The sequence below is a fragment of the Microbacterium sp. NPDC077663 genome, from assembly GCF_044542795.1.
In the GTDB taxonomy this organism is placed as follows: Bacteria; Actinomycetota; Actinomycetes; order Actinomycetales; family Microbacteriaceae; genus Microbacterium.
The window spans coordinates 345,627-369,292 of the sequence record NZ_JBITVE010000002.1; the positions used below are offsets into that span (position 1 = coordinate 345,627).

Consider the following 23,666-nt stretch of genomic DNA (forward strand, 5'->3'; position numbering starts at 1 on the left):
CATGGCAGGCCCGGCGACGGCCACCCCGCCTTCGCTACCGGAAGGCGTAGACGAGGATCAGGACGGGCACCACGACGAGGTAGCAGAAGCCCAACACCATGAGGACGGCTGTTCGCGGCGAGGTCACCTGCCGCAACCGCCGACCGTCATCGCCCACGCCGGGCGGCGGGGTGAGGACCTCGGGGATCGGCTCCCCCGCGGAATCCGTCCCCGCGAGGTTGTCGTCACGCCATCGCGCCCACTGATCGACCTTCCTGCTGAGGGCGCGAACCGTGACCAGCAGCCACGTCCATGTGTCGGGGTCGACGGTGACGAGCGGCCCCTTCGCGTATAGGAACAGCCAGTCGTCGATGATCTCGGCATCCAGCCGCGCAGCGGTGTCGATGAAGCGGGCCATGATGTCGGGCGCGAACAGGTAGAGCGCGTCCTTCTCGTAGCCCGCCGGACAGTACAGGGCGAAGTGCTGATCGAACTCGCCCTCCAGACGCAATCGCTGGTCGGGGTCGGGGACGTACATCGATTCGCGGCCGCCGACCACGCCGCGTTCGGCGAGGCCGTCGAGCACGATGTGCGGCAGCGGGGTGTCGAGCTTGATGGCGACGTATCCGCGTCCGGAGTAGTTCCCGATCTCCACGAGGCGGTTGCCCGGGAGGTGGATCGTCGGATCGGCCGCCTTCGAGCGCCAGTCCGTGAAGAGGATGCCGGGATACCGCGGCTCGTACTCGCGGCCCGCGTAGATGAGCCCGTTCGCCTTCGTGAACTCTGCCACGCGGTAGGGAGATTCCACCCGCGGGTCCCAGGCGGTGTTCACGTAGCCCCACGTCACCGGAACCACCATGACGACGACCGCGAGGAGGAGGACCTCCCACGGCTCCGGCCATGTCCACGGACTGAGGCGGCCGAGGATCACCGCAGGGACGAAGATCAGGGCCACCAGCGCCGCCAGCATCAGCAGGATCCAGGCGGCCGTGAGGGCCGGTGCCGGTCGTCCGACCGACCACCTCGGCATGTGCCTCTTGTTGTACGCCTTCACCTCTGCGCGATCCACCGGATCGGTGAGGGCCGAGAAGTCCATGCCGTCACGCTAGCGGGCCGGTGACGCAGCGGTGCGCCAGGGCGCGGGCTCAGATGCGCACGCTCGCGCGCGGCTCGAACTCTGCATGCGTGATCCCGGTACCGACAGGCGGCGCGCCCGGGAACCGCACGCGCTCGGCCGGAGGCGCGGGGAGGATCTCGATGCGCAGCTCGCTCGCACCGCCGCGCGCGGCGGACGGGATGCGCCAGGGTCGCCCGGTCCACAGCGCGTCGGCGATGAGCCGATCGCCGACCCACGCGCGGGCGACGTCGCCGGTCCACTCCAGGCGCAGCGTGCGCTCGTCGGCCGGGTCGACCGCGAGCGTCACGACCGCCGCGGCATCCCACTCCGTCGGGATCGACGCGCGACCGCCCTGCTCGGCACCGACCGGCGGCGCTCCGGCGGACCGTTCGAGCGTGACCGCCACCTCGGACGCGTCCCCGGGCGCGACGTCGATCGCCGACCAGCCGTCCTCGCCCAGCACTTCCACACGCGGCGCCACCGCGGCATCCCCCGCGAACATCACCTCGCCGTCTGCGGCAACGACACCGCCCGGCGCCCACACGATTCGCGCATCGACCACCGCGACGGCGTCGGCATCCGTCTCGTCGAGCACGAGCACCCGCGCGACGACACCGCCGTCACGCGTGAGCTCCCACCGGCGCCCGCGTTCGGTGGCGACCTCGGCGACGTCCGCGTCGGCCGAGAGGTGAGGCGGGATGCCGTCGGTCGCCGCCGCGACCAGCAGCGGCGCTCCCCGCCACGTCACCTCGGTCACGGGCTGCGCGGTCATCCAGCGCAGCGTCTCATCGCCGAGGGGCATCCCGAACGGCCAAGCGAACACCGCGCCGGTCGGGATGTCGACCTCGGGGAAGACGGTGTCGCCGACCTCGAATCGCACGCCCTCGTGCGCGGGAAGGTCGACGCCGGGATGACGGTTCACGACGAACACGAAGCCACGGTGCCCGTCGGAGCGGACCGACCAGCGCAGTCCCGTGAGGTCGGGCGAATCGACCGGGTCGTCGGGGAAGGATGCAGGCATCGCGGCGAGGGTCGCACCCCACCGCGCGAGCATCAGGTGCTGCCGGCGGAGCGCCGCCCAGCTCGGCCGTGTCGCGCCGTCGACCTGCACGGGCGCGCCGAAGTCGTAGGCGATCTCGGGGAAGTCGTTCGGTCCGGCCGCGGCATGCGATTCCTGCAGACCGCGGCGCGGGTTCCGGCCGTCGGCGTACATGTAGTAGCCCTGCCAGACGCTGCCCGACGCGAGCTTGGCCATGGCGACGGCGGCGACGTCCGCGGCGGGCACGTCGAGGCGCCGGTGGTACGCCGAGGTCATGCCCGACCCGAGCTCGCAGGTCGTGAACGGATGCGGCGGCCGCACCGCCTCGGCCACCGCAGGGCCGGCGCGGTGCTCGGCGCCGATCGAGTCGTCGTCGCGACGGGCCGAGGGGTAGAAGTTCGCGTGGCTGCGCAGGTCGGGCTCGACGTCGGCATCGACCCAGAACGACTCGGGGTACCCGCCGTAGACCGGAAGGAACCCCGCGGGCAGCTGAGCGCCGCCCCAGCCGGTCGCGGTCCAGATCGGCGCGCGGAGGCCCAGCCCCTCTGCCATCCCACGCAGCCGGGTGAGATGATCGGCTCCGTCGTACAGCTCGTTGTCGACCTGGATCGAAAAGAAGGGGATGCCGCGCACCTGCTCCGCGAGCACGGAGTACCAGCGTTCGACCTCCGCGAGGTACTCCGGGTCGTTGGTGCGCAGCGGCAGCCCGGAGTCCACGAGCCAATCGGGCAGTCCGCCGTGGCGCGCCTCGGCGTGGGCGTAGGGACCGATCCGCAGGATGAGCCCGAGCCCCGCGTCGCGCGTCGCCTCGAGGAAGGCGCGCACGTCGAGTCCGCCGGTGAAGTCCGGCCGACCGCGCTCCGGCTCGTGGTGTTCCAGAGGACATAGGTCGACACGTGGGTGAGGCCGCCGGCGCGGGCGGCGGTGAGCACCGGCATCCACGTCTCACGGGGGATGCGGGAGTAGTGGATCTCGCCTGAGATCGGGAACACCGGGGTGCCGCCCTGGCGCACCGACCGCGCAGTGACGTCGATGCCGGAGTCGTCGCCCACCGAGGGTCGGATGTCCGCGGGCTCGGCCGGGGCGGGCAGGCGGACGGTGAGGGCGTGAACGCGCGTCATCGGGACTCCAACGGTCGGGGACGGTTCCGAGCCTAGGAGCGGGGTCGCCACACGACAGGTGAGGCCGTCGGATCGTCCAGGTATGCCGCCGCATCCGCCATGCCGAGAGTACCCCCGGGGCGAATAGCCTCAGTCCGCACCGCGACGAGCCGTCCATGCCCGAGCAGCACGACACGACGCGTTTCGCCCGCATACCGCCACCCGAGGCATCGGCGGTACGAGTCCTCGCCTCGTTCCATGCAAAGGAGCATCATGACCCTCACCGTCCGACTCCGACGGCCGCTCGTCGGCCTCGCCGCGGTCACCGCCGCCACCGTGATCCTTGCCGGATGCTCCGGCGGAGGCGGTGGCGAGTCCCCCGCCGACGGGGAACCCGTCGAGATCACGTTCCAGTCCTGGGTGCCGAACATCGACCGAGCCGTCGACGCGTTCAACGCCTCTCACGACGACATCCAGGTCACCCTCGAGACGATCACCGCCGGGCCCGACGGCGGCTACGCCACGATGCTCTCGGCGGTCCAGGCGGGCAATGCGGCGGACGTCGCACAGGTCGGCTACGACTCGATCCCGGACTTCCTCATCAACGACGGACTGGAGGACATCACAAACTACGCGGCGGACTCCGCGGACCTCTTCGTGCCGTGGCAGTGGGAGACGGGCGTCTTCGACGGCGCCGTCTACTCGATCCCCCAGGCCTCCGGTCCGCTCGGACAGTTCTACCGCGCCGACATCTTCGAGGAGCTCGGACTGGAGGCTCCCACCACCTGGGACGAGTATTACGAGGCCGCGAAGGTTATCCGCGCCTCGGATCCCGACCGCTACATCGCCGCGTTCGCGTTCAACCAGGCTCCGTGGATGATCGGCCTCGCGCAGCAGGGCGGCGCGAGCTGGTTCGGTACCGAGGGGGACGCCTGGACCGTTGACATCGACGGAGCGGAAACCCTCAAGGTCGCCGAGTACTGGCAGAAGCTCGTCGACGAGGACCTCGTCAAGGTCGTCGCCGACATGTCGAACGAGTGGAACGCCGACATCCAGAACGGGAACATCCTGAGCTGGATCTCCGGCTCCTGGGCCGACGCGATCGTGCGCGGGACCGCGCCCGAGACGGCGGGGTCGTGGGCGGTCAGCGCCGTGCCGCAGTGGGAGGCCGGCCAGAACGTGTCGGCGACCTGGGCCGGCGGCTCGGCGAGCGTCGTCCTGCGCGGGACCGACCACCCGGCCGAGGCGACCGAGTTCGCCGTCTGGCTGAACTCCGACCCCGAGTCGGTGTCGATCCTGACCAGCATCGGTGCGGGCTGGCCGGCACTGGCCGACACCAGCGCCATCGCATCCCTCCAGGACGACCCGGAGGTGTTCGACTTCTACGGCGGCCAGGACATCTGGGACCTCTTCGCAGAATCGGATGCCGCCGTCGACACCTCGTGGAAGTGGCCGCCGCTGTCCTCGACGCTGTTCGCCTCACTCAGCGACAACGTCTCCGCGGCCGTCGAGAACGGCACCCCCCTCGTCGACGCCTACCGGCAGACGCAGGAGGACGTGGTGTCGGCGCTGACCGAGCGCGGCATCAACGTCCAGTGATCCACCGGTGGGAGGGCGCCTAGCGCCCTCCCACCTCCGTCTCTCCCGACATCGACCGGAGTACCTGCGTGAGCACAGCCTCTTCCCCCGCACGCGGCATGCGTCACCCCGCGAAGTGGGTCCTGCTCCTGCCGTTCGTCGTGATGTTCATTCTCTTCTTCGTCGCTCCGATCGTGTACGCGGTCGCACAGAGCATGTTCGCGACGAAGAGCTCCGGACTGGGTCTCGGCCGGCCCGAGACGACGTTCGTCCTCTTCGAGAACTACGCTCGCGCGCTCGCCGACCCCGCGTTCGTCGAGAGCGTCGGGAGGCTCGTCACGTTCGCAGCGATCGAGGTGCCCCTGATGGTGGTGACCGCTCTCGGCCTCGCCCTCCTCCTCGATTCGGGGAAGGCCCGGTTCCCGCGGTTCTTCCGCGTGCTCTACTTCGCGCCGTACGGGGTGCCCGGGGTCATCGCGACGCTGCTGTGGGGGTTCCTGTACATCCCGGCGACGAGCCCGGTCCTGCAGTTGCTCGGCGGCGTCGGGATCGACGTGAACCCACTGACGAGTGCAGGGGTGCTCTTCGCGATCGCGAACATCGCCTTGTGGGGGTTCGCCGGCTACAACATGGTGATCCTCATGGCAGCGCTGGACGCGATCCCCTCGGAACTCTATGAGGCAGCGCGGGTCGACGGCGCCTCGATCTGGTCGACGACGTGGCACATCAAGCTGCCGCTCGTGCGTCCCTCGATCGTCCTCGTGACCGTCTTCACGATCATCGGCACCCTCCAGCTGTTCGTCGAGCCTCTCGTCCTGCAGCCGCTCACCTCAGCCATCAGCACGACCTTCACGCCTAATCTCGCCGCGTACAACCAGGCGTTCGCCCAGGGCAACCCGAATCTCGCTGCCGCCATGGCGGTTCTGGTCGCCGCGCTCGGGTTCGTCTTCTCGTTCGGATTCCTCCGACTCGTCAACCGGAAGGGGTCCCGCGCATGGTGAACCGCGCACCTGCACAGCGCACCGGCGTTCCGAGCACTCTGGCGGTCAACGTCGTGCTCGCTGTCGCGGGCATCTACTTCCTGCTCCCGCTCGTCTGGGTCGTCGTGGCCGCGACCAAGTCCCCGGGTGACCTGTTCGGCACATTCGGCCTGTGGTTCAGCGACTCCCCCCGCGCGTGGGAGAACCTCACGGCCCTCTTCACTCAGAGCGGGGGCGTCTTCACCCGATGGGTGGGCAACAGCATCCTGTACTCGGGTGTCGGCGCCCTGATCGCGATGATCCTGTCGGCAGCCGCTGGGTACGCGATCGCGAAGTACCGCTTCCGCGGCAAGGAGGCGCTGTTCTCGGTCATCCTCGGGGGCGTCCTGGTCCCCGCGACCGTCATCGCGCTGCCGCTGTACTTCCTGCTGAACACCGTGGGCCTCACCGGCTCGTACTGGGCTGTGCTCCTGCCGAGCATGGTGAGCCCGTTCGGGGTCTACCTGGCGCGGATCCACGCCAACGCCAGCGTGCCTGACGAGATCATCGAGGCCGCCCGCCTCGACGGCGCAGGAGACCTGCGCATTTTCGGCACGATCGCGACCCGCATGATGGCACCGGCCCTGGTGACCATCTTCCTGTTCCAGTTCGTCACGATCTGGAACAACTACCTGCTTCCCCTCGTCATGCTCAACGACACGAAGACGTTCCCTGTCACCCTCGGGCTCACGCTGTGGAACTCGCAGACGCAGCGGGATCCCGCTTTCTACTCCCTCGTCGTGATGGGATCGGCGGTGTCAGCGGTCATCCTGGTCGGGCTGATGATCGCGCTCCAGCGCTTCTGGCGCGCAGACCTCACCGCAGGAGCTACGAAGGGCTGAGGCAGCCTCACCCCTTCCGCTGGTCGCGATACGCCGTGGGCGAGACGCCGTGCGTGAGCCGGAATCTCCGCGAGAAGTAGAACGGGTCGTCGATGCCGACGCGACGCCCCACCTCTGCGACCGGTAGATCCGTCGTGTCCAGCAGATGACGCGCCCGCGCCATCTTCAGGGCGAGGTGGTGCGCGATGACCCCGCCGCCGGTCGCGTCGCGGAAGAGCGCCGCGAGATGCGAAGGCGAGACGCCGACCATCGCGGCGAGCTCCCCCACATGGACGTTGCCCTCGACGCGCTCCTCGAGATACCGCAGCGCGCGCTCAAGCGGAGTGCCGTGTTCGGGCAGCAGGCGGTCGACCGCGAGCTGGGTGAACAGGCGCCAAGCCATACCGGATACCGCAATCAACCGGGCGGGGGTGGTGTCGCGTGCCAGCGACGTCGACATCTCGTCCAGCAGCGCCGTGACCCGCTCCACCCCGCGCAAGGACAGCGTCACCTTCTCCGGCGTCACCCCGGCCACCTCGAGCAGGTCCGGCACATCGGTCCCGCGCACGTGACACCACCAGATCGTCCAGGGATCGCCTGCGTCGGCGCCGTAGGAGTGGGGGACGCCGCCGGGCAGCACGATCGCCGTGGCCGTGCCCACCCTCATCTGCTGGCCCTGCGTCTCGACCCAGCCTGATCCCGATACGCAGACGATCACGATCGTCTCGGCCGCCCCGGCGGGCCGGTGGCGACCGTGCTCCGAGGCGCGCGGGAAGTAGCCCGCGTCGGTGACGACTATACGGCGCGTCACCGGTCGCGCGAGGGCTGCCTCGACGAGGGGACGCGGCACCACGTTGAGCCGTTGATGCTCGAAACCGTCCGCGCGTTCCATGACTCCATCATGACGCACCTGATCGTCGGATCATCCATGCGTGCGCCCCTTTCTGACATGGCTCCGCACTGGCACGCCACGTAGATTCGCCCCATGCCCGACGACGCCGACGCCGCGCCCAGCCGCATCCGCCTTCCCAACGCCCCCGCCGACCAGCAAGCGCTGCTCGACGCGGGCGGCGTCGCGTGCTGGGCAGACGACGTCGTCATCGACACCTACGAGCCCGGTGCCCCCGATCCGTACCCGGCTTTCCTCGATCGCCGCGTGTACCAGGGCTCGAGTGGGCGGGTCTATCCGTTGCCGATGATCGAGTCGATCTCGCACGAGAAGCGGCCCCGCGCGTGGCGGGCCATCCACCTCGAGAACGCGTACGTCCGACTCATGCTGCTGCCCGAGCTGGGCGGCCGCATCCACATCGGGTACGACAAGGTCGCCGGCTACGACTTCTTCTACCGGAACAACGTCATCAAGCCCGCCCTCGTCGGCCTGGCCGGCCCGTGGATCTCGGGCGGCGTCGAATTCAACTGGCCGCAGCACCACCGCCCGGCGACCTACCTCCCCGTCGACACCCGCATCGAGCGCGGCGACGACGACAGCGCGGTCGTCTGGCACAGCGACCTCGACCCCCTGCAGCGGATGCGGGGCGTCCACGGTGTGCGCCTGCGACCCGGCTCGTCGCTCATCGAGCTCGACGTGCGCCTGCACAACCGCACCGACGTGCCGCAGACCTTCCTGTGGTGGGCCAACGTCGCCGCACGCTCCCACGAGCAGTACCAGTCGTTCTTCCCCGACGACGTCCGCTTCGTCGCCGACCACGCCCGCCGAGCGATCACCGCGTTCCCTCGAGCCGACCGGCCGTACTACGGCGTGGACTACCCCGCGCTCGCCGCCGAGCACCCCGACGCCGACCGGATCGACGTCTACAGCAACATCCCCGTGCCGACCTCGTACATGATCACCGACACCGACGACGGGTTCTTCGGTGGCTACGACCACGCCGCCGACGCCGGTTTCGTCCACTGGGCCGACCCCGCGATCTCGCCCGGCAAGAAGCAGTGGACCTGGGGCGACGGGCCTATCGGCCGCGCGTGGGACGACCAGCTCACCGACACCGACGGTCCGTACGTCGAGCTCATGGCCGGCGTCTACACCGATAACCAGCCCGACTTCGCGTGGCTCCTGCCCGGCGAGACCAAGACGTTCTCGCAGCACTGGTTCCCGGTCCACGCGATCGGTCCGGTGCAGCAGGCGACGACGGATGCCGCGGTCTCGGTCGCGACCGACGGCGGCCGGTCGCGGGTGGGGGTCATCGCGACGCGATCGCACGGCGCGGCACGCATCGACGTCGACCTCGACGACGGCGGTCGGGAGAGGTTCGACGTCGCCGTCGGACCGAGTGCGCCCGTCGTCGTCGAGGTCGCCGGGACGGCGATCGGGGTGACGCTCGTCGCCGACGACACCGTGCTGGTCCGCTGGGTCCGGCGCGACGCCGAGCCCGTCGAGCCCTGGGTCGCGACCGCGCCCGAGCCGCCCGAGCGCATCGCGAGCACCGACGAGCTGATGCTCACCGCGACGCATCTGCTGCAGTACCGGCATCCGACGCGGTCACCCCTCCCCTACCTGCGCGAGGTGCTGCGACGCGACCCCGACGACGCGCGCGCCCGCACGATGCTCGGCGCATGGCACCTCGCCCGAGCGGAATACGTCCCGGCACGGGAGCACCTCGAGGCCGCCGTGACCCGCGAGACCCGTCGCAATCTCAACCCGCGCGACGGCGAGGCGCACTACCTGCTCGGCCTCGTTCTCGAGCGTCTCGGCGAGCGTGCCGACGCCGACCGCCACCTCGCACGCGCGGCGTGGAATGCGGCGTGGGCAGGCGCGGCATCCCTCGCCCGTGCCCGGCTCGCCCTGGCGAACGGGCGCCCGACCGACGCGTTGCGGCTGGCCGACGCAGCAGGCGCGATCCCCGAGGCACGGCGCCTGCGCGTGCTCGTCCTGCGACGGCTCGGGCGCGTCGACGAGGCGGCGGCGTCGCTGCGCGGACTCGTCGGCGACGACCCGCTCGACCCCCTCACCGCCCTGCTCGCGGGCGGACCGCTGCCGTCCGATCCGCGCGCGGCGCTCGACGCAGGCGCCGAGTTCACGCGTTGCGGAGAGATCGACGCCGCGCTCTCGGCGACAGCCGCCCCCGCGACCGGGCCCGCCGGTTTCGGCTCCCTCGAGCCGGTCCGGCTGATCCTGCGTGCCGCGTGGGCGGATGCCGCCGGCCGCCCCGACCTCGCCGCCGCCGAGCGCGCCGCGGCGGATCGCCTCGACCTCGGCGGAGCGTTCCCCGCGGGGCTCGACCAGCACGACGCGCTCGTCGCGGGTGCCGCCGCCGGATCGTCCGCGGCAGCAGGCATGCTCGGCGCCTGGTTGCTCGACGCCGGCCGCGACAGCGACGCCCGCGCAGCCCTCGACCGGGCGCGCGCGCTCGGCGCCGACGACCCCGTCGTCCTGCGGGGCCTCGCCCTCGCGACCGTCCGCACCGGCGGCGCGGCAGCCGACGCGGCAGCCCTCTACGAGACCGCCCTCGCCCGTCGCGCCGACCCCCGCCTCGTCCTCGAACGCGACCTCCTGGCGCAGCTCGCGGGGACGGATGCCGCGGGCCGCCTCACGCTGCTCGAACGCCACCCGGCGGCGCTCGACGCCCGCGACGACCTCGCCGTCACACACATCGGTCTGTTGCTCGACGCCGGGCGGCTCGACGACGCGTGGCGGATCCTCACCGGGAGGGTCTTCCGCCCGTTCGAGGGCGGCGAGGGCGTCGTGCTCGCCGCGTACGACCGCGCCGCCTGCCTGCTCGCGCGCCGCGCCTGCGACGAGGGCCGCCCGGACGCCGCGATCGCCCTGCTCACCGCCGGGATCGACGCCCCCGCGAACCTGGGCGAGGGGCGGCATCCCGCCGTGCCGCAGGCGGAACGCTTCGTGGCCCTCGGCGACGCCCACCGCCTCGCCGGGAACGTCGATGCCGCGCGCGCCGCCTGGCAACTCGCCCGCGCGATGACACCCCTCGCGGTCGCCCCCCGCCCGGCGGATGAGGCGACCTTCTGGGTCGGTGTCGCGCACACCCGCCTCGGCGAGGGCGCTGCCGCCGACGCCGTGTGGTCCGCGCTCGAGAATCGCGCCGCCCAGGTCGAGGCCGCACCCGACGACGTCGACTACTTCGCGACGTCGCTGCCGGAGCTGCTCGTCTTCGACCTCGACACCGCCGAACGCCGAATGCTGCAGGCCGCCCGCCTGCGCGAACTCGCCGCCGTGGGACGCACGACGGCACACGAAAGGATGAACGCATGACCGAGCGCTACATGGGTTCCGGCAACGTCGCCGAGGCGCCCTACGGACCGACAGGCCCGATCCCCGCGCATCTACCGGACCGTCTCGCGATCACCCTGTGGGACTTCTCCTGGTACACCCGCGCCGGCGACGGCGACGTCTACGCCGACCTGGATGCCGCATGCGCCGACGCGGCCTCGCTCGGCTACAACGCCATCCGCATCTGCGCGGCACCGCTGCTGCTGTTCGGCGAGCTGGGGCTCGACGACCTCGCCCGCGACCTCGAGATCGAGGGGCTGGGACCGGCGGCATCCGGCGGGTACTACGGTCAGCGCACCCGCTGGTACGACACCCCCGGCGGCTACGCGCTCGACCTGTACGCCCACCTCGAGGCGCTGTTCACGGCAGCTCGGCGGCACGGGCTGGTGCTGATCCTCTCGAGCTGGGAGTACCAGCAGTCGCCCGCGTTCGCCGCCTCGCCGCGCTGGTTCGACGCGATCGACGCGGTCCCGTTCGAGGCCCGCTACCGCGCGCTCGCGGAGGCCTGGGATCGGATGCTGGCATGGGTCGACGCGCGCGGCTTCCGCGACCTCGTCGCCCTCGTCGAAATCCACAACGAGGTGGAGTTCTCGATCCTGCCACTGCTGACCGAAGAGGCGGCGAGCGAGGTCGTGCGGCTGGGCCGGCGGCATCCGGATCTGATCGTCACCGCGAGCTACGGCAAACCGCCCCACCTCGCGATGCACCGGATCCCCGAGGGCCTCGGCGCCGCGCAGTGCCACGTCTACAGCTACGGCGTGCTCGACGCGCTGCAGAAGCGCATCGACATCCGGTCCGAGGGGAGCGAGGGGTTCCCGAACGCCGACCTGCGTGCCCTGCTGCGCACCGACGCCCCGACCTTCGCCGAGTACGGCCGTCCGGCGGAGTGGAAGCTGCGCGCGACGGTCGTCACCGACCAGATGATCTACGGCTACGACTGGGTGGATGCCGCGGCCTGGGACGCCTGGCTCGACGCGGAGTACCCGCGCTACGCCGAGGTGATGCACCGCGAGATCGAATCCCGCGTCATCGCGATCGCCGAGTGGGCGCGCTGGCAGGGTGTGCCCGCGCTGATCGGCGAGGGCTGGGTCGGTTACACCCCGCTGCACGGCGGGTTCGAGGAGTCGGCGACCGGGCGGGAGCTGGCCGAACACGGCATCCGCACCGCCCTGGAGCGCGGCGCGTGGGGTGTCGTCCTCTGCTCGAACGCCGCCCCGCATCACCCGATGTGGCAGCTGCGCGACTGGCAGCAGCGCGTGAACGCGCTTGTGCGCGGGCGCTGACGCTCACGCACCGGGGTTGACTACGACCTTCCTGACCACATCATGTGTCGTGGACGAGAACACCCGTTCCGGACGGCTCGGATCGTGTGCGGTGGTCCGGAACACATGATGTGGACACTCTCGCGACTCGCGCCCGCGCCCACAACGAAGGGGCGGATGCCACCGGCATCCGCCCCTTCTCACGCCACCCGTCAGCGCAACGGCACGTCCGCGAAGGACATGTCGGACGCCAGATAGAAGTCCGTGTACGCGGGCTGGTTGTACGTCGTCTGCTGGCGCGCGATCTCGGCCCGATACTGCGGGTCGTGCATGAGCGTGTAGAGCTTGTGCTCGGAGGGCTCGGTCGAGACGTAGATCCGCAGCGCCGACGAGTCCGCCGTCCGCACGAGCAGCTCCTCACGCCAGTCCCCCAGCACGTCGGCGACAAGCGACGGGTTGCCCTTCGTGCCGTTGTTCGTCAGGGTGCCGGATGCCGTGAGCATCGTCCCGCGCGTCCAGTCGTCGATCGTGGGCGTCACGTCCTGCGCGCCGTTCACGATCTGCGTCGTCAGGTCGCCGGCCCACCGGATCGACATGTTCGTGCCGGGATTGGTGGGCTGCAGGATGTCTCCAGCGGCGGAGAGGAGGCCCGAGGCATCCGTCCCTGCGGGCATGCTCGACCAGGCTTCGATCCCAGGAACGTCGGGGCGGACGTCGCCGACCATCCCCCGGCCGGTGTCGCGGCCGGAGTAGGCGCCGAAGAGCACCTCGCCCGTCGCGGCATCCCGCATCGCCGTCCCGTACGGGGCGTACGCACCGCCCTCGTGGACGGTGAAGATCTCCTTGCCGGGGCGGTTCGGGTCGAAGTCGCCGACGTGCATCGCGTCGCCGTGACCGAGACGCACGTTCTCGCCGGGCGTCGCACTGCCGTCGGGCATCGTGTCGAACGACGAGTACAGCAGACCGCCGTCGTCGTCGAGCGTGGCGGAGCCGTAGACGATCTCCTGCTTGCCGTCGCCGTCGACGTCGGCCGCACTCAGGCTGTGGAAGCCCTGGGTCGTGAGCGTGCCGTACTCGGGGTCGGTGCCGTCGCGCCCGTGCGGACCGTCGTTGAACGGGTTCGTCATCGGGACGTGCCCGCTGTCGACCAACCAGCGCTGCGTGAGGTGCTTGCCGTTCCAGTCGTACGTCGCGACGGTCGAACGCGTGTAGTACCCGCGGGCGAACACCGCCGACGGACGCTTCCCGTCGAGGTACGCGACGCCCGACAGGAAGCGGTCGACGCGGTTTCCGGGCTCGATGCGAGACATCGCATAGTCGCCCCAGAGCAGGCCGTTGTCACCGCGGCCCGGCTCGTATCGGACCGTCTCGAGCTCCTTGCCGGTCTTGCCCTCGAACACTGTCAGGTACTCGGGACCGTCGACGATGAAGCCCTCGAAGTTCCGCAGCACGTTGCGGGCCGAGCGCGAGGGGGCGTAGACGTCGATGAAGTAGTCGACGAGCTCTTCGGCGTCGGCGCGGGAGAGCGGGTAGTCGTACTTCGGCTCGGTGCCGAACGCCTCCTCCAGCGTCGCCGGCCACTGACCCGAGACGACCTCGTCGCGCTCCGACCAGCCCTGGAAGACATCGGCCAGGTGCGCGGCGTAGTCCTCGGCGCTCATCCGGTAGTCGTCGGAGTGCGCGTAGCCGGCCTTGCGGTCGGCCTTCGGCATCGTGACGTACTCGGCCTTCTTGGCCTTGCCCTTCTTGTACTCCGTGCTCTTCGTTCCCGGAGCCGTCTTCATCATGATCTCGGCCTTGCCGTCGCCGTCGAAGTCGAAGACGAGGAACTGCGTGTAGTGCGCGCCGGCGCGGATGTTCACGCCGAGGTCGATGCGGTTGAGCAGCGTGCCGTCCAGCTCGTACGTGTCGATGTAGACGGGTCCGGTGTAGCCGACCTGCGAGACGTCCTTCGAGTTCGACGGGTCCCACTTGACGACGTACTCGTACGCGCCGTCGCCGTCCACGTCGCCGACCGAGACGTCGTTCGCCGAGTAGGTGTACGCCTCGCCCGCAGGTGTGACGCCGCCCTGGGGCTTCGTGAGCGGGATGTCGAGGTACGGCGACCCCTCCACGGTCACCTTCTCGGACGGCTTGCCCTCACGCTTCCCCTGCAGCGGCGAGACGGTGTACCGCGAGCGGTCGGTGCCATCGGGGTCGACGTAGGTCGTCGAGTCGGTGACGGTCGCGATGCGCTTTCCGTCGCGCTTCACGACGAAATCGGTGCCGGTGAGGCCGGTCGCGGATGACCCGGTCGCCTCGCTCTTGAACAGGCGCCAGGTGAGGTGGACACCGTCCTCGCCGGGGAGGGCGACGAGCCCGCGGTCGAGCTTCTCGAGCTGCGGCGAGGCGCCGGGGGTCGGCTTTCCCGGACCGTGACCCGGGTGGGCGATCGCGGCCTGGGCCGGGACCAGCAGGGCCGCCGCGGCGAGCGCGGCGACGACGGACGTGCGGACGGGTCTTCTCATGCTGTTCACCTTCGAACTCGTGATGGAATGCGCTTTCCCCAGTCGCGCCCCGAGCCTACGTGCGGTGTTGAATCGTGTCAACGGGTGCCGCGGCCGCCGCCCGGCATCGTCGGCATGAGCGCGCGCTTTCGCGCGAAGGATGGATGCCGCGCCTCACCCGCACCACCCGCGCCCCACCCCTCGAAACACACACGACATAAGTGCGCTCTCATCGACGCCTCACATGCGACTTAGCGGCGGCCGACACGGTGGACACATCGACGTCCACTCCTCGGCTCCGGAGGCTCCCGCATGGTGATCCGCATCGCGCTCTATTCGCACGACTCCGTCGGCCTCGGCCACGTCCGCCGCAACCTGGCCATCGCCCACGCACTCAGCGAACGCCTCCCCGCGCTGCTCGGCGACGAGGTCACCGGGCTGCTGATCAGCGGACAGTCCGCGGCCACGGCCTTCCCCACCCCGGCCGGCTGGGACTGGCTCATCCTCCCCAGCATCACGACCGGCCCCGAGGGCTACTCGTCGCAGCACCTCGCGGCGGGGCTGCAGCGGGTCACCGGCATCCGCGGCGGCAGCGTGCAGGCGGCGATGGCGGCCTTCCGCCCCGACCTGTTCGTCGTCGACCGGCATGCCTTCGGGGTCGAGCGCGAGCTCGAACCGACGCTGCGCTGGCTGCGACAGCACCGCCCCTCGTGCACGACCGTCCTCGGCCTGCGGGACGTCCTCGACGAGCCGGCGGCCACGCGCGGCGAGTGGGCCGCGATCGGTGGAGCGGATGCCGTGCGCCGGGCCTTCGACGAGATCTGGGTCTACGGCGACCCCCGCGTCCACGACCTCACGCGCACCGGCGAGATCCCGGCGGGTCTGGTCCCCCTCGTCCGCCACACCGGGTATCTCAGCCACGGACGACCGGGCCGCGGCCACCCCGTCGCCGATGAGCCGTTCGTGTTGACCACCGTCGGCGGCGGATCGGACGGCGGCGCGATCGCCGCCGCGGCCGCGCGGGCCACGGTGCCCACCGGCATCCGTCACGTCATCGTCACCGGGCCCGAGATGCCCGCTGAGGACCGCCGGGCGATCCGCGCTGCGGCTGGGCCCCTGACGACCGTGACGCGATCGGTGCCCGACGCGCTGGCCCTCATCCGCCGCGCGGACGCGGTCGTGAGCATGGGCGGCTACAACGCGGTCGCCGAGATCATGAGCACGGCGACTCCCGCACTGATCGTGCCGCGCGACAACCGCCGCGTCGAGCAGCCGCTGCGGGCCGCGGCGCTCGCCTCGCTCGGCGCGGTCGAGACCCTCTCATCGGCGCATGCCACCCCTGAGGCTCTCACCGCGTTCTTCGCCCGCACCGTCGGCACCCGCGTCGCGCGTGCCGGAATCGATCTCGACGGTCTCGCGACCGTCGCCGACCACGCCGCCGAGCTCGTCGCCGCGGCCCGCACCCGGAAGGAGCTGATGGAGCATGCCGTCTGACGCCGCACCTCGCATCGGCTACGTCGTCAAGGTCTACCCGAGGTTCTCCGAGACGTTCGTCGTGACCGAGATCCTCGCCCGGGAGGCCCTCGGCGAAGACCTCGTCGTCTTCGCGCTCCGCCCCACCGACGACGCCCGCTTCCATCCCGAGCTGGCCCGCGTGCAGGCGCCGGTCTTCCACCTCGGGCGCGCGACGAAGCCGTCGGCGCTCTGGTCCGTCCTGCGGGATGCCGCGGCCGGCCCGCCGCTGGCCGACGCGATCGCCGCGCACCTCGGCGAACTCCTCTCCGCCGAGGTCGATGACGCCGTGCAGGCGGTGCTGCTCGCCGCCGCCGCCCGCCGCGAGGGCATCACCCACCTGCACGCGCACTTCGGCTCGGTCGCCACGACTGTGGCACGGCTCGCGTCGCGACTCACCGGCATCCCGTACTCGTTCACCGCGCACGCGAAGGATCTGTTCCACGAGAGCGTCGACCGCGCGGCCCTCGCACAGAAGCTCACCGACGCGGCCTTCACCGTGACGGTCAGCGACTACAACCTCGCTTTCGTTCGCGAGGCGTTCCCCGGCACGGGCGACGTGCACCGGCTGTACAACGGGCTCGAGCTCGACCGGTTCCGCTTCCGTCCCCGCCCGCTCCGGCGCGGCCCGTTGCGGATCGCGGCGGTCGGGCGGCTCGTCGAGAAGAAGGGGTTCGACATCCTCATCGACGCGGTGGCGCTCCTGCGCGACACCGGCGTCGATGTGACCGCCGACATCGCCGGCACGGGCGAACTCGCCCTCGATCTCGCCGACCGCATCGAGCGGGCGGGCGTCGGAGACCGGGTCCGCCTGCTCGGTCCGCTCCCCCAGCATGAGATCGCGCGGCTGCTCGCCGAGTCCGACGTCTTCGTCGCGCCGTGCGTCGTCTCGGACGACGGGAACGCCGACGGGCTGCCGACGGTCCTGCTCGAAGCCATGGCCACCGGCATCCCGTGCATCTCGACCGACGTGACCGGCATCCCCGAGGTCGTCCGCAACGGCGAGACCGGGGTGCTGTGCCGGGCCGGCTCGGCCCCGGACCTCGTCGCCGCGCTGCGCGGCTTCGCCGAGGGGACGACGGATGCCGCGGCCCTCGCCGCGCGCGCTCGTCGCCTCGTCGAGGAGCGGTTCGACTCGCGCCGGCAGGCCGCGGCGCTCGCCGCGCTCACCTCGAACGCGGGACGCCGCGCGCTCGAGGAGGTGGCGTGATGCGCATCGCCTACCTCTGCGTCGACCCGGGGATCCCGGTGTTCGGCACGAAGGGCGCCTCGGTGCACGTGCAGGAGATCGTGCGGGCGTTCCGCGCGCGCGGCGACGAGGTGACTGTGTACTGCACGCGCCGTGGCGACCACGTGCCGCGCGACCTCGCGGAGGTGTCGGTCGTCGAGGTGCCCGTGGGTAAGGGGGCGCCCGCCGAGCGGGAGCAGTGGGTCGCCGAGGCGGCCCGGCGGCTCGCCGCGCGCATCGTCACCGACGGCTGCGACCTGGTCTACGAACGCTTCGCGCTCTTCAGCCGGGCCGGCGCGGTCGTCGCGGGCGCGACGGGCGCCCACTACGTGCTCGAGGTGAACGCGCCCCTCATCGAGGAGCAACGGCAGCACCGCGATCTCGTCGACGAGGCCGAGGCGGCGGCCGCAGCGCACGACGCCCTCGCGACCGCCGACGCCGTCGCGTGCGTGTCGGAGCCGGTCGCCGCCTGGGCCGCCGCGCACGGTGCGACCCACCCGCTCGTGGCGCCGAACGGCGTCAACACCTCCCGTATCCGTCCGACCTCGCGGCCGTCCGGCGGACCGCTGCGGGTCGGATTCGTGGGGACGCTGAAGCCGTGGCACGGCGTCGAAGTGCTCATCGACGCGCTCGCCGTCCTCGGCGACCGCGCGACGCTCACCCTCGTCGGCGACGGCCCCGAAGGCCCGGCGCTGCTCGCCCGCGCGGCGGAGCGAGGCGTCGCCGTCACCTCGACGGGAGCCCTGCGGCCGGCCGACGTGCCCGACGCGCTCGCCGACCTCGACGTCGGCGTCGCGCCGTACCCACCCGGGGCCGCCTACTTCTCGCCGCTGAAGGTCTATGAATACCTGGCCGCCGGCCTCGCGGTCGTCGCCTCGGCCGTCGGCCAGGTGCCCGCGATCATCGACCACGGACGCACCGGCCTGCTGGTCGAGCCGGGCTCGGCCGCAGCTCTCGCCACCGCCCTCGGACGGCTCGCCGACGACCCCGCCCTCGCCGCGCGACTCGGCGCGGCCGCCCGCGCCGACGCCGTCGCCCACCACGACTGGACGCGGGTCCTCGATCGCATCCTGACCGCCCTGCCCGACCGCGCCCGCCGCGAGGAGGTGTCCGCATGATCCGCTCCCCCCGCACGCGACGGTCCCGCGCCGACCGTGCCGCTGACCGCGCGGCCGGACCCGTCCGCCGCACCCTGGCGACCGTCCGCCCGCTGCTGCGCCCGCACGCCCTCCTGCTCGTCCTCGGTCTGCTCGTCCTGCTGCTCGAGGTCGCGTTCCGCGTCCTCGAACCCTGGCCGCTCAAGCTCGTCGTCGATTCGCTCGCGGTCAGTCTGGGCGCGACCGGGGCGGCGACCACCGGCATCCCGCCCGCCACGATCGACCTGTTGATCGGATGCGGCGTGGCCCTGCTCGTCATCGTCTGCCTCCGCGCGCTCAGCTCGTACCTCAGCACGATCGCGTTCGCCCTCGTCGGGTCGCGCGTCGCCACGGCGCTGCGGGCCCGCGTCTTCGACCACCTGCAGGCGCTGTCGATTCGCTTCCACGCGACGGCGCCGTCCGGAGACATCGTGCAGCGCCTGGTGGGCGACGTCGGCAGGCTCCAAGAGGTCGCCGTCAGCGCCGGCCTGCCCCTCATCGGCAACGTCATCACCCTCGTGACGCTCGCTGCCGTGATGATGTGGCTCGACCCGATGCTGACGGTCGTGGTCGCGGCATCCGCTCTCGCCTACTGGGTGCTCTCGCGCCGGTCGAGCAAGGCCATCACCGCCGCCTCCCGGACGACCCGCAAGGGCGAGGGCCGGCTCGCCGAGTCGGCCTCCGAGACGCTCGATGCGATCCGCGTCGTGCAGGCGTTCGGCCTCGAGCGCGAACGCTCCAGCGTCTTCGCGCGGGGCAACGCCGTCGCCCTCCGCGAAGGCGTCAAGGCGCGGCGCCTCGCCGCCGCCCTCGAGCGCCGTACCGACGTCATCGTTGGCCTCGCGCTCGCACTGGTGCTCGTCGGCGGCGGATGGCAGGTGCTGCAGAACCGGATGTCGCCGGGTGACCTCGTCGTCTTCACCGCCTACCTCAAGCTCGCGATGCGACCGCTGAAGGATCTCGCGAAGTACACCGGGCGCATCGCGCGGGCCGCGGCATCCGGCGAGCGCGTCGCGGATCTGCTAGAGACCCCCGTCGAGGTCGTCGAATCCCCCGACGCCGCACCGCTCGAGGTCCGTGCCGGCGCGGTGTCGTTCGAGAACGTGACCCTCGCCGACGGTCGCGGCACCCTGTTGTTCCGCGGACTGTCGGTCGATCTGCGCGCCGGCGAGTCGGTGTGCCTGCTCGGCCCCTCGGGGGCGGGAAAGTCGACGCTCGCCGCGCTCGTCGGCCGGTCGATGGACCCGGCCTGGGGACGCGTCACGATCGACGGTGTCGACCTGCGGGCGGCGACGCTCGAGAGCGTGCGCGGGGCCGTCTCGGTCGTGCTGCAGGACACCGTGCTGTTCGCGACGACGGTGCGCGAGAACATCCGGCACGGGCGTCTGGACGCGACCGATGCGGAGGTCGAGGCGGCGGCTCGCCGGGCGCGGGCGCATGAGTTCATCGCCGCGCTGCCCGAAGGCTACGACACGGTGCTGGGCGGCCGCGGCAACACGCTCTCGGGCGGCCAGCGCCAACGCATCGCGATCGCGCGCGCCCTGCTCCGCGACGCGCCGATCGTGATCCTCGACGAGGCGACCACCGGGCTCGACCCCGAGTCCAAACACGCCGTGCAGCGCTCGCTCGACGAGCTCACCGCGGGGCGCACGACCCTCACGATCACCCACGATCCGGTCGCGGTGACCGGTGCCGACCGCGTCCTCTGGCTCGAGGACGGACGCATCGTCGAGGACGGCGACCCGGCCGTCCTGCTCGCTGATGCCGATACGCGCCTGTCGCAGTGGTTCCGCACCGCGCGCCGGGCGATGCACACCGAGGAGGTCGCCTCGTGATCGCCGCCGACACGCTGCACGACCCCGTCCTCGCGCTGGACGTCCTGCTGGATGCAGCGCGACTCTCCGAGGCGCTGGGCCGTGAGGTCGAGATCACCCGCGTCCGGTGGAAGCCGGCGACGAGCCTTGTGCTCGGGGTGCGCACGGGCGAGGACCATGGCTGGGTCGCCGCGTACGCCGACCCGGGCAAGCTCCTCAAGCTGTACGCGCGGGCCGCAAGCATCGGCGCGCAGGTCACCCGGCTCCGCGCCGTCGACGCCGCCTGCGCGGGACCCCTCGCGGCCGACCGCGCGCTCGCGAAACCGCTCGGACGCGCGCGCCGTGTGCTCGGCGACGGCGCGACCGTGCTGAGGTACAACCCGCACCGCCGCGTCGTGCTGCGCACGGGCGGCGACGTCGTGAAAGTCGCGACGACGGATGCCGGTCGTGCCGACCTGACGCAGCGCCTCGCCGCCGGCGGGGCCGCCGTGCTCCCCGCCGAGCTTGTGCGCCCCGGCATCCAGCGCACGCGCTGGTGGGGCGCGGGAGACCTCGCCGCGTCGCCCTCGCGCGCCGCGGCCGCCGCGGCCGGGCGCGCGCTCGCGGCGCTGCATGACGCGCCCGCGGACGATGCGCCCGATGCCTCACCCGCCGAGGGCGATCTCGCGACGGCCGTGGCGGCCATCGGCCGCCTCGACGCCGACGCCGGTGCCCGTGCCGCTGCGCTCGCGGAACGCGTCCGCGCCCTGCCGACGGGAGAGCGTTCGGCGCTCGTCCACGGCGACTTCACCGCCGACCAGGTGCTGCGCCGCGGCGACGAGGTGCGTCTCATCGACTTCGACCGCGCGGGCCGGGGCGAACCCGAGCGCGACCTCGGCGCGTTCACTGCCGGAGAGCTGCTGGCCGGTCGCGCCCTCACCGATGCCCTCCGATCCGGCTACGACGCCCCGGTGAACGAGCGCGCCGTCGACCGGTGGACGGCGACGGCCGCCCTCCAGCGGGCGGTCGAACCGTTCCGTACCGGCCGGGCGGACTGGCGCGACGGTCTGCATGCGGCGATCGACGTCGGCACGGGGGCCGCCCGATGATCGCCCTGCCCGAGCGCGTGCGGCACGAGGGCGTGGAGTGGACCGTGTCCCGCGCCTGGCCCGCCGCAGAGGGACCGGTCCCGGTCGAGCTGCGTGCGGCCGACCGTGTGCGCGGGGCGTGGTGGTCGGGCGGACGCCTCGCCGTCCCGCCGGCCGGCGACGACCCCGCCCTCCCGGGGCTGCGCGGTCTCGCCGGCGACCTTGTCTCGCACCGCCCGGGCAAGCGTGCCGTCGTCCGCACCCCGGATGGGGCGGCCTACCTCAAGGTCGTCCGCCCCAAGAAGGCCGCCGCGGTGATCGCGGCATCCGACCATGCGGCGGCGTTCGGCGCGGCCTTCGCGCTCCCCGAGCTCGACCGCGACGGCGAGGCTGAGGCACGGGGCGTCGTGCGGTTCTCAGCACTGCCGGGCACGACCTTGCACGCGTGGGTCGCGGACCCGGCCGGCGACCCGCACGCGCCGTGGACCGCCTGGCACGAGTCGTGGGTGGCCCTCGCCGGGACGGATGCCGCGGGTGCGGCCGTCCACGACGCCGCGGCCGAGGCGGGAGTGGTCGCGGACTGGGCGGCGCACGCGACACGCGCCCTGCCCGTCGCGGGGGATGCGATCCGGCGCAGGGTCGACGCCGTGCAGGAGGGGTTGCTGGGGCATCCGTCGTCCCGTCACGTCCTTGCTCACCGCGACCTGCACGACAAGCAGCTGCTGTGGGACGGCGAGCGTCTCGGGCTGCTCGACGTCGACACGGTGAGCGCCGCCGAGCCCGAACTCGACCTCGCCAATCTGCGCGAGCACGTCGACCTGCGCGTCGCGCAGGGCATGTGGGCCCCGGCGCGGGCCGACGTCGCGCGCACCTGGATCGACCGGACCGCGGCCGCCATCGGAGCCGACCCCGAGCGCACGGCCGCGTACGCCGCCGCTACCCGCCTGCGCCTGGCGTGCCTCTACCTCTTCCGCCCCCGCTGGCGCGGCTGGGCCGAGCGCGCGCTGCTCGAGTGAGCGGGCGGATGGCGCGCACCCTCGGTGTCCACATCACGTGCTCTCGACGAGGTCACATGTCGTGTACCGCGCACAGCGTGTGTTGTCGTCGCGAGCACATGATGTCGACCACAACGGCGCGTGACCCACGCACGTGCCGTGGCGAGCGGATCAGCCCCCGGTCGAGGCGCGGACGACGAGCTCGGGCCGGAAGCGGATGCGCTGCGGCGCGGCATCCGGGTCCTCCAGCGCGGCGAACAGCGCGTCGACGGCGGCGGCGCCGATCTCGCGCGCGGGCTGGCGGATCGAGCTGAGCGGCACGACCGTCGACTGCGCGAAGTCGATGTCGTCGTAGCCGATGAGCGCGAGATCCTCGGGCACACGGAGCGACCCGAGGATGCCGGCACCCTGCAGGACCCCGACCGCGACCAGGTCGTTGGCGCAGAACACGCCGTCGGGCCGGTCGGCCGCATCGCGATGGGCGAGCTGCTCGCCGACGAGCCGGCCCGCGAGCACGGTCAGCTCGTCGGTCGAGGCGACCTCGAGCGTGGCGTCCGGCACCTCGGCGAGCGCGCGTCGGGCGCCGTCGAGGCGGTCCGCCACCTGGCGGACGGATGCCGGTCCCCCGGCGAACAGGATGCGACGGCGCCCCTGCTGCAGCAGGTGCTGCACGGCCAGGTAGCCGCCTTCGACATCGTCGACGGCGACGGAGGGGAGGTCGCCGTCGGCCTCCGCGTCGAGGAGCACGACGGGCACCCCGGCGGTCTCGAGCATGGCGGCCCGGGTCTCGTCGAGCGCGATCGGGGTCAGCAGCACCCCGTTGACCCGCTGCTCGCGGAAGAGGTCGAGGTAGGTGTTCTCGCGGGCGGCATCCTGTCCGCTGCTGCCGAAGAGGACGATCACGCCGTGCTCGGCGGCCCGCTCCTCGGCGCCGCGGGCGACCTCGGCGAAGAAGGGGTTGGCCGAGTCGAGGACGACCAGGCCGATGGTGCGACTACGGCCGGCGCGCAGCTGGCGGGCGGCATCGTTGCGGACGAAGCCGAGCGCGGAGATGGCGGCGTGCACGCGCTCGACGGTCGCCGGAGCGACCTTCGCGGGGCGGTTGAGGACGTTCGAGACGGTCCCCACCGAGACGCCCGCGGTGCGAGCGACGTCCTTCACACTGACTGCCACGTGACCTGCCTTGACGGATGCTTCGCACCCACGTTACTGTTCTGATTCTTGAATCGTTTCATACAACGCTTCCCCGATCAACGACCCCCGCTCA

The 23,666-nt window shown here is 72.0% G+C and carries 15 protein-coding genes and 1 pseudogene; 11 read left to right on the top strand and 5 right to left on the bottom strand.

Translation table 11 applies throughout. The features are described from left to right. Positions 1 to 34: 34 nt before the first annotated feature. Positions 35 to 1,075, bottom strand: coding sequence for a hypothetical protein (locus ACIGEP_RS09165; protein WP_396661315.1), 1,041 nt, complete (start codon positions 1,073 to 1,075; stop codon positions 35 to 37). 49 nt (positions 1,076 to 1,124) lie between these two features. Next, a pseudogene (locus ACIGEP_RS09170) lies at positions 1,125 to 3,256 on the bottom strand (beta-galactosidase). 252 nt (positions 3,257 to 3,508) lie between these two features. Between ACIGEP_RS09170 and ACIGEP_RS09175 the strand changes: the two are divergent. The 3 genes from ACIGEP_RS09175 to ACIGEP_RS09185 all read left to right on the top strand — a co-directional run bounded on the left by ACIGEP_RS09175 (position 3,509) and on the right by ACIGEP_RS09185 (position 6,674). Next, a complete protein-coding gene (locus tag ACIGEP_RS09175; RefSeq protein ID WP_396661316.1) occupies positions 3,509 to 4,834 on the top strand; it encodes an ABC transporter substrate-binding protein in 1,326 nt (441 codons plus the stop codon). Between the two features lie 68 nt (positions 4,835 to 4,902). Next, a complete protein-coding gene (locus tag ACIGEP_RS09180) occupies positions 4,903 to 5,814 on the top strand; it encodes a carbohydrate ABC transporter permease (RefSeq protein ID WP_396661317.1) in 912 nt (303 codons plus the stop codon). Next, on the top strand, positions 5,808 to 6,674 hold the full coding sequence (locus ACIGEP_RS09185) for a carbohydrate ABC transporter permease (protein WP_396661318.1): 867 nt from the start codon (positions 5,808 to 5,810) through the stop codon (positions 6,672 to 6,674). The genes ACIGEP_RS09180 and ACIGEP_RS09185 overlap by 7 nt, the downstream gene beginning before the upstream one ends. 7 nt (positions 6,675 to 6,681) lie before the next feature. Here the strand turns inward: ACIGEP_RS09185 and ACIGEP_RS09190 are convergent, their stop codons facing one another. Continuing rightward, the gene (locus tag ACIGEP_RS09190; protein ID WP_396661319.1) at positions 6,682 to 7,545 is read right to left on the bottom strand and encodes a helix-turn-helix domain-containing protein; all 864 of its coding nucleotides are present in this window, start codon (positions 7,543 to 7,545) and stop codon (positions 6,682 to 6,684) included. Positions 7,546 to 7,638: 93 nt separating this feature from the next. On the opposite strand from ACIGEP_RS09190, the gene ACIGEP_RS09195 reads away from it, so the two are divergent. Further along, on the top strand, positions 7,639 to 10,881 hold the full coding sequence (locus tag ACIGEP_RS09195) for a DUF5107 domain-containing protein (protein ID WP_396661320.1): 3,243 nt from the start codon (positions 7,639 to 7,641) through the stop codon (positions 10,879 to 10,881). Continuing rightward, positions 10,878 to 12,182, top strand: coding sequence for a cellulase-like family protein (locus ACIGEP_RS09200; protein ID WP_396661321.1), 1,305 nt, complete (start codon positions 10,878 to 10,880; stop codon positions 12,180 to 12,182). Before ACIGEP_RS09195 ends, ACIGEP_RS09200 begins: the two co-directional genes overlap by 4 nt. Before the next feature lie 191 nt (positions 12,183 to 12,373). On the opposite strand, the gene ACIGEP_RS09205 is transcribed toward ACIGEP_RS09200, so the two are convergent. Beyond that, entirely contained in the window at positions 12,374 to 14,668 is a 2,295-nt protein-coding gene (locus ACIGEP_RS09205; protein WP_396661322.1) for a rhamnogalacturonan lyase, read from the bottom strand. A gap of 291 nt (positions 14,669 to 14,959) precedes the next feature. Here ACIGEP_RS09205 and ACIGEP_RS09210 point away from each other — a divergent pair, with 291 nt between their 5' ends. The 6 genes from ACIGEP_RS09210 to ACIGEP_RS09235 are packed head-to-tail and all read left to right on the top strand — an operon-like array spanning position 14,960 to position 22,420. Next, entirely contained in the window at positions 14,960 to 16,141 is a 1,182-nt protein-coding gene (locus ACIGEP_RS09210) for a glycosyltransferase family protein (protein ID WP_396661323.1), read from the top strand. After that, entirely contained in the window at positions 16,131 to 17,369 is a 1,239-nt protein-coding gene (locus tag ACIGEP_RS09215; RefSeq protein WP_396661324.1) for a glycosyltransferase, read from the top strand. Before ACIGEP_RS09210 ends, ACIGEP_RS09215 begins: the two co-directional genes overlap by 11 nt. Next, a complete protein-coding gene (locus tag ACIGEP_RS09220) occupies positions 17,369 to 18,505 on the top strand; it encodes a glycosyltransferase family 4 protein (protein ID WP_396661972.1) in 1,137 nt (378 codons plus the stop codon). Before ACIGEP_RS09215 ends, ACIGEP_RS09220 begins: the two co-directional genes overlap by 1 nt. Further along, on the top strand, positions 18,502 to 20,358 hold the full coding sequence (locus ACIGEP_RS09225; protein WP_396661325.1) for an ABC transporter ATP-binding protein: 1,857 nt from the start codon (positions 18,502 to 18,504) through the stop codon (positions 20,356 to 20,358). Before ACIGEP_RS09220 ends, ACIGEP_RS09225 begins: the two co-directional genes overlap by 4 nt. Further along, positions 20,355 to 21,425 (top strand): phosphotransferase family protein, encoded by a 1,071-nt coding sequence (locus ACIGEP_RS09230; RefSeq protein WP_396661326.1) that lies wholly within the window; start codon positions 20,355 to 20,357, stop codon positions 21,423 to 21,425. The genes ACIGEP_RS09225 and ACIGEP_RS09230 overlap by 4 nt, the downstream gene beginning before the upstream one ends. Further along, positions 21,422 to 22,420 (top strand): hypothetical protein, encoded by a 999-nt coding sequence (locus ACIGEP_RS09235; RefSeq protein WP_396661327.1) that lies wholly within the window; start codon positions 21,422 to 21,424, stop codon positions 22,418 to 22,420. Before ACIGEP_RS09230 ends, ACIGEP_RS09235 begins: the two co-directional genes overlap by 4 nt. Positions 22,421 to 22,570: 150 nt before the next feature. Here the strand turns inward: ACIGEP_RS09235 and ACIGEP_RS09240 are convergent, their stop codons facing one another. Beyond that, positions 22,571 to 23,572 (bottom strand): LacI family DNA-binding transcriptional regulator, encoded by a 1,002-nt coding sequence (locus ACIGEP_RS09240; RefSeq protein ID WP_396661328.1) that lies wholly within the window; start codon positions 23,570 to 23,572, stop codon positions 22,571 to 22,573. Between the last annotated feature and the right edge of the window lie 94 nt (positions 23,573 to 23,666).

Coding starts and splice junctions, on each gene's coding strand:
- ACIGEP_RS09195 (WP_396661320.1), top strand. CDS start 7,639: ATGCCCGACGACGCCGACGCCGCGCCCAGCCGCATCCGCCTTCCCAAC.
- ACIGEP_RS09200 (WP_396661321.1), top strand. CDS start 10,878: ATGACCGAGCGCTACATGGGTTCCGGCAACGTCGCCGAGGCGCCCTAC.
- ACIGEP_RS09215 (WP_396661324.1), top strand. CDS start 16,131: ATGCCGTCTGACGCCGCACCTCGCATCGGCTACGTCGTCAAGGTCTAC.
- ACIGEP_RS09165 (WP_396661315.1), bottom strand. CDS start 1,075: ATGGACTTCTCGGCCCTCACCGATCCGGTGGATCGCGCAGAGGTGAAG.
- ACIGEP_RS09185 (WP_396661318.1), top strand. CDS start 5,808: ATGGTGAACCGCGCACCTGCACAGCGCACCGGCGTTCCGAGCACTCTG.
- ACIGEP_RS09210 (WP_396661323.1), top strand. CDS start 14,960: ATGGTGATCCGCATCGCGCTCTATTCGCACGACTCCGTCGGCCTCGGC.
- ACIGEP_RS09205 (WP_396661322.1), bottom strand. CDS start 14,668: ATGAGAAGACCCGTCCGCACGTCCGTCGTCGCCGCGCTCGCCGCGGCG.
- ACIGEP_RS09220 (WP_396661972.1), top strand. CDS start 17,369: ATGCGCATCGCCTACCTCTGCGTCGACCCGGGGATCCCGGTGTTCGGC.
- ACIGEP_RS09235 (WP_396661327.1), top strand. CDS start 21,422: ATGATCGCCCTGCCCGAGCGCGTGCGGCACGAGGGCGTGGAGTGGACC.
- ACIGEP_RS09225 (WP_396661325.1), top strand. CDS start 18,502: ATGATCCGCTCCCCCCGCACGCGACGGTCCCGCGCCGACCGTGCCGCT.
- ACIGEP_RS09190 (WP_396661319.1), bottom strand. CDS start 7,545: ATGGAACGCGCGGACGGTTTCGAGCATCAACGGCTCAACGTGGTGCCG.
- ACIGEP_RS09175 (WP_396661316.1), top strand. CDS start 3,509: ATGACCCTCACCGTCCGACTCCGACGGCCGCTCGTCGGCCTCGCCGCG.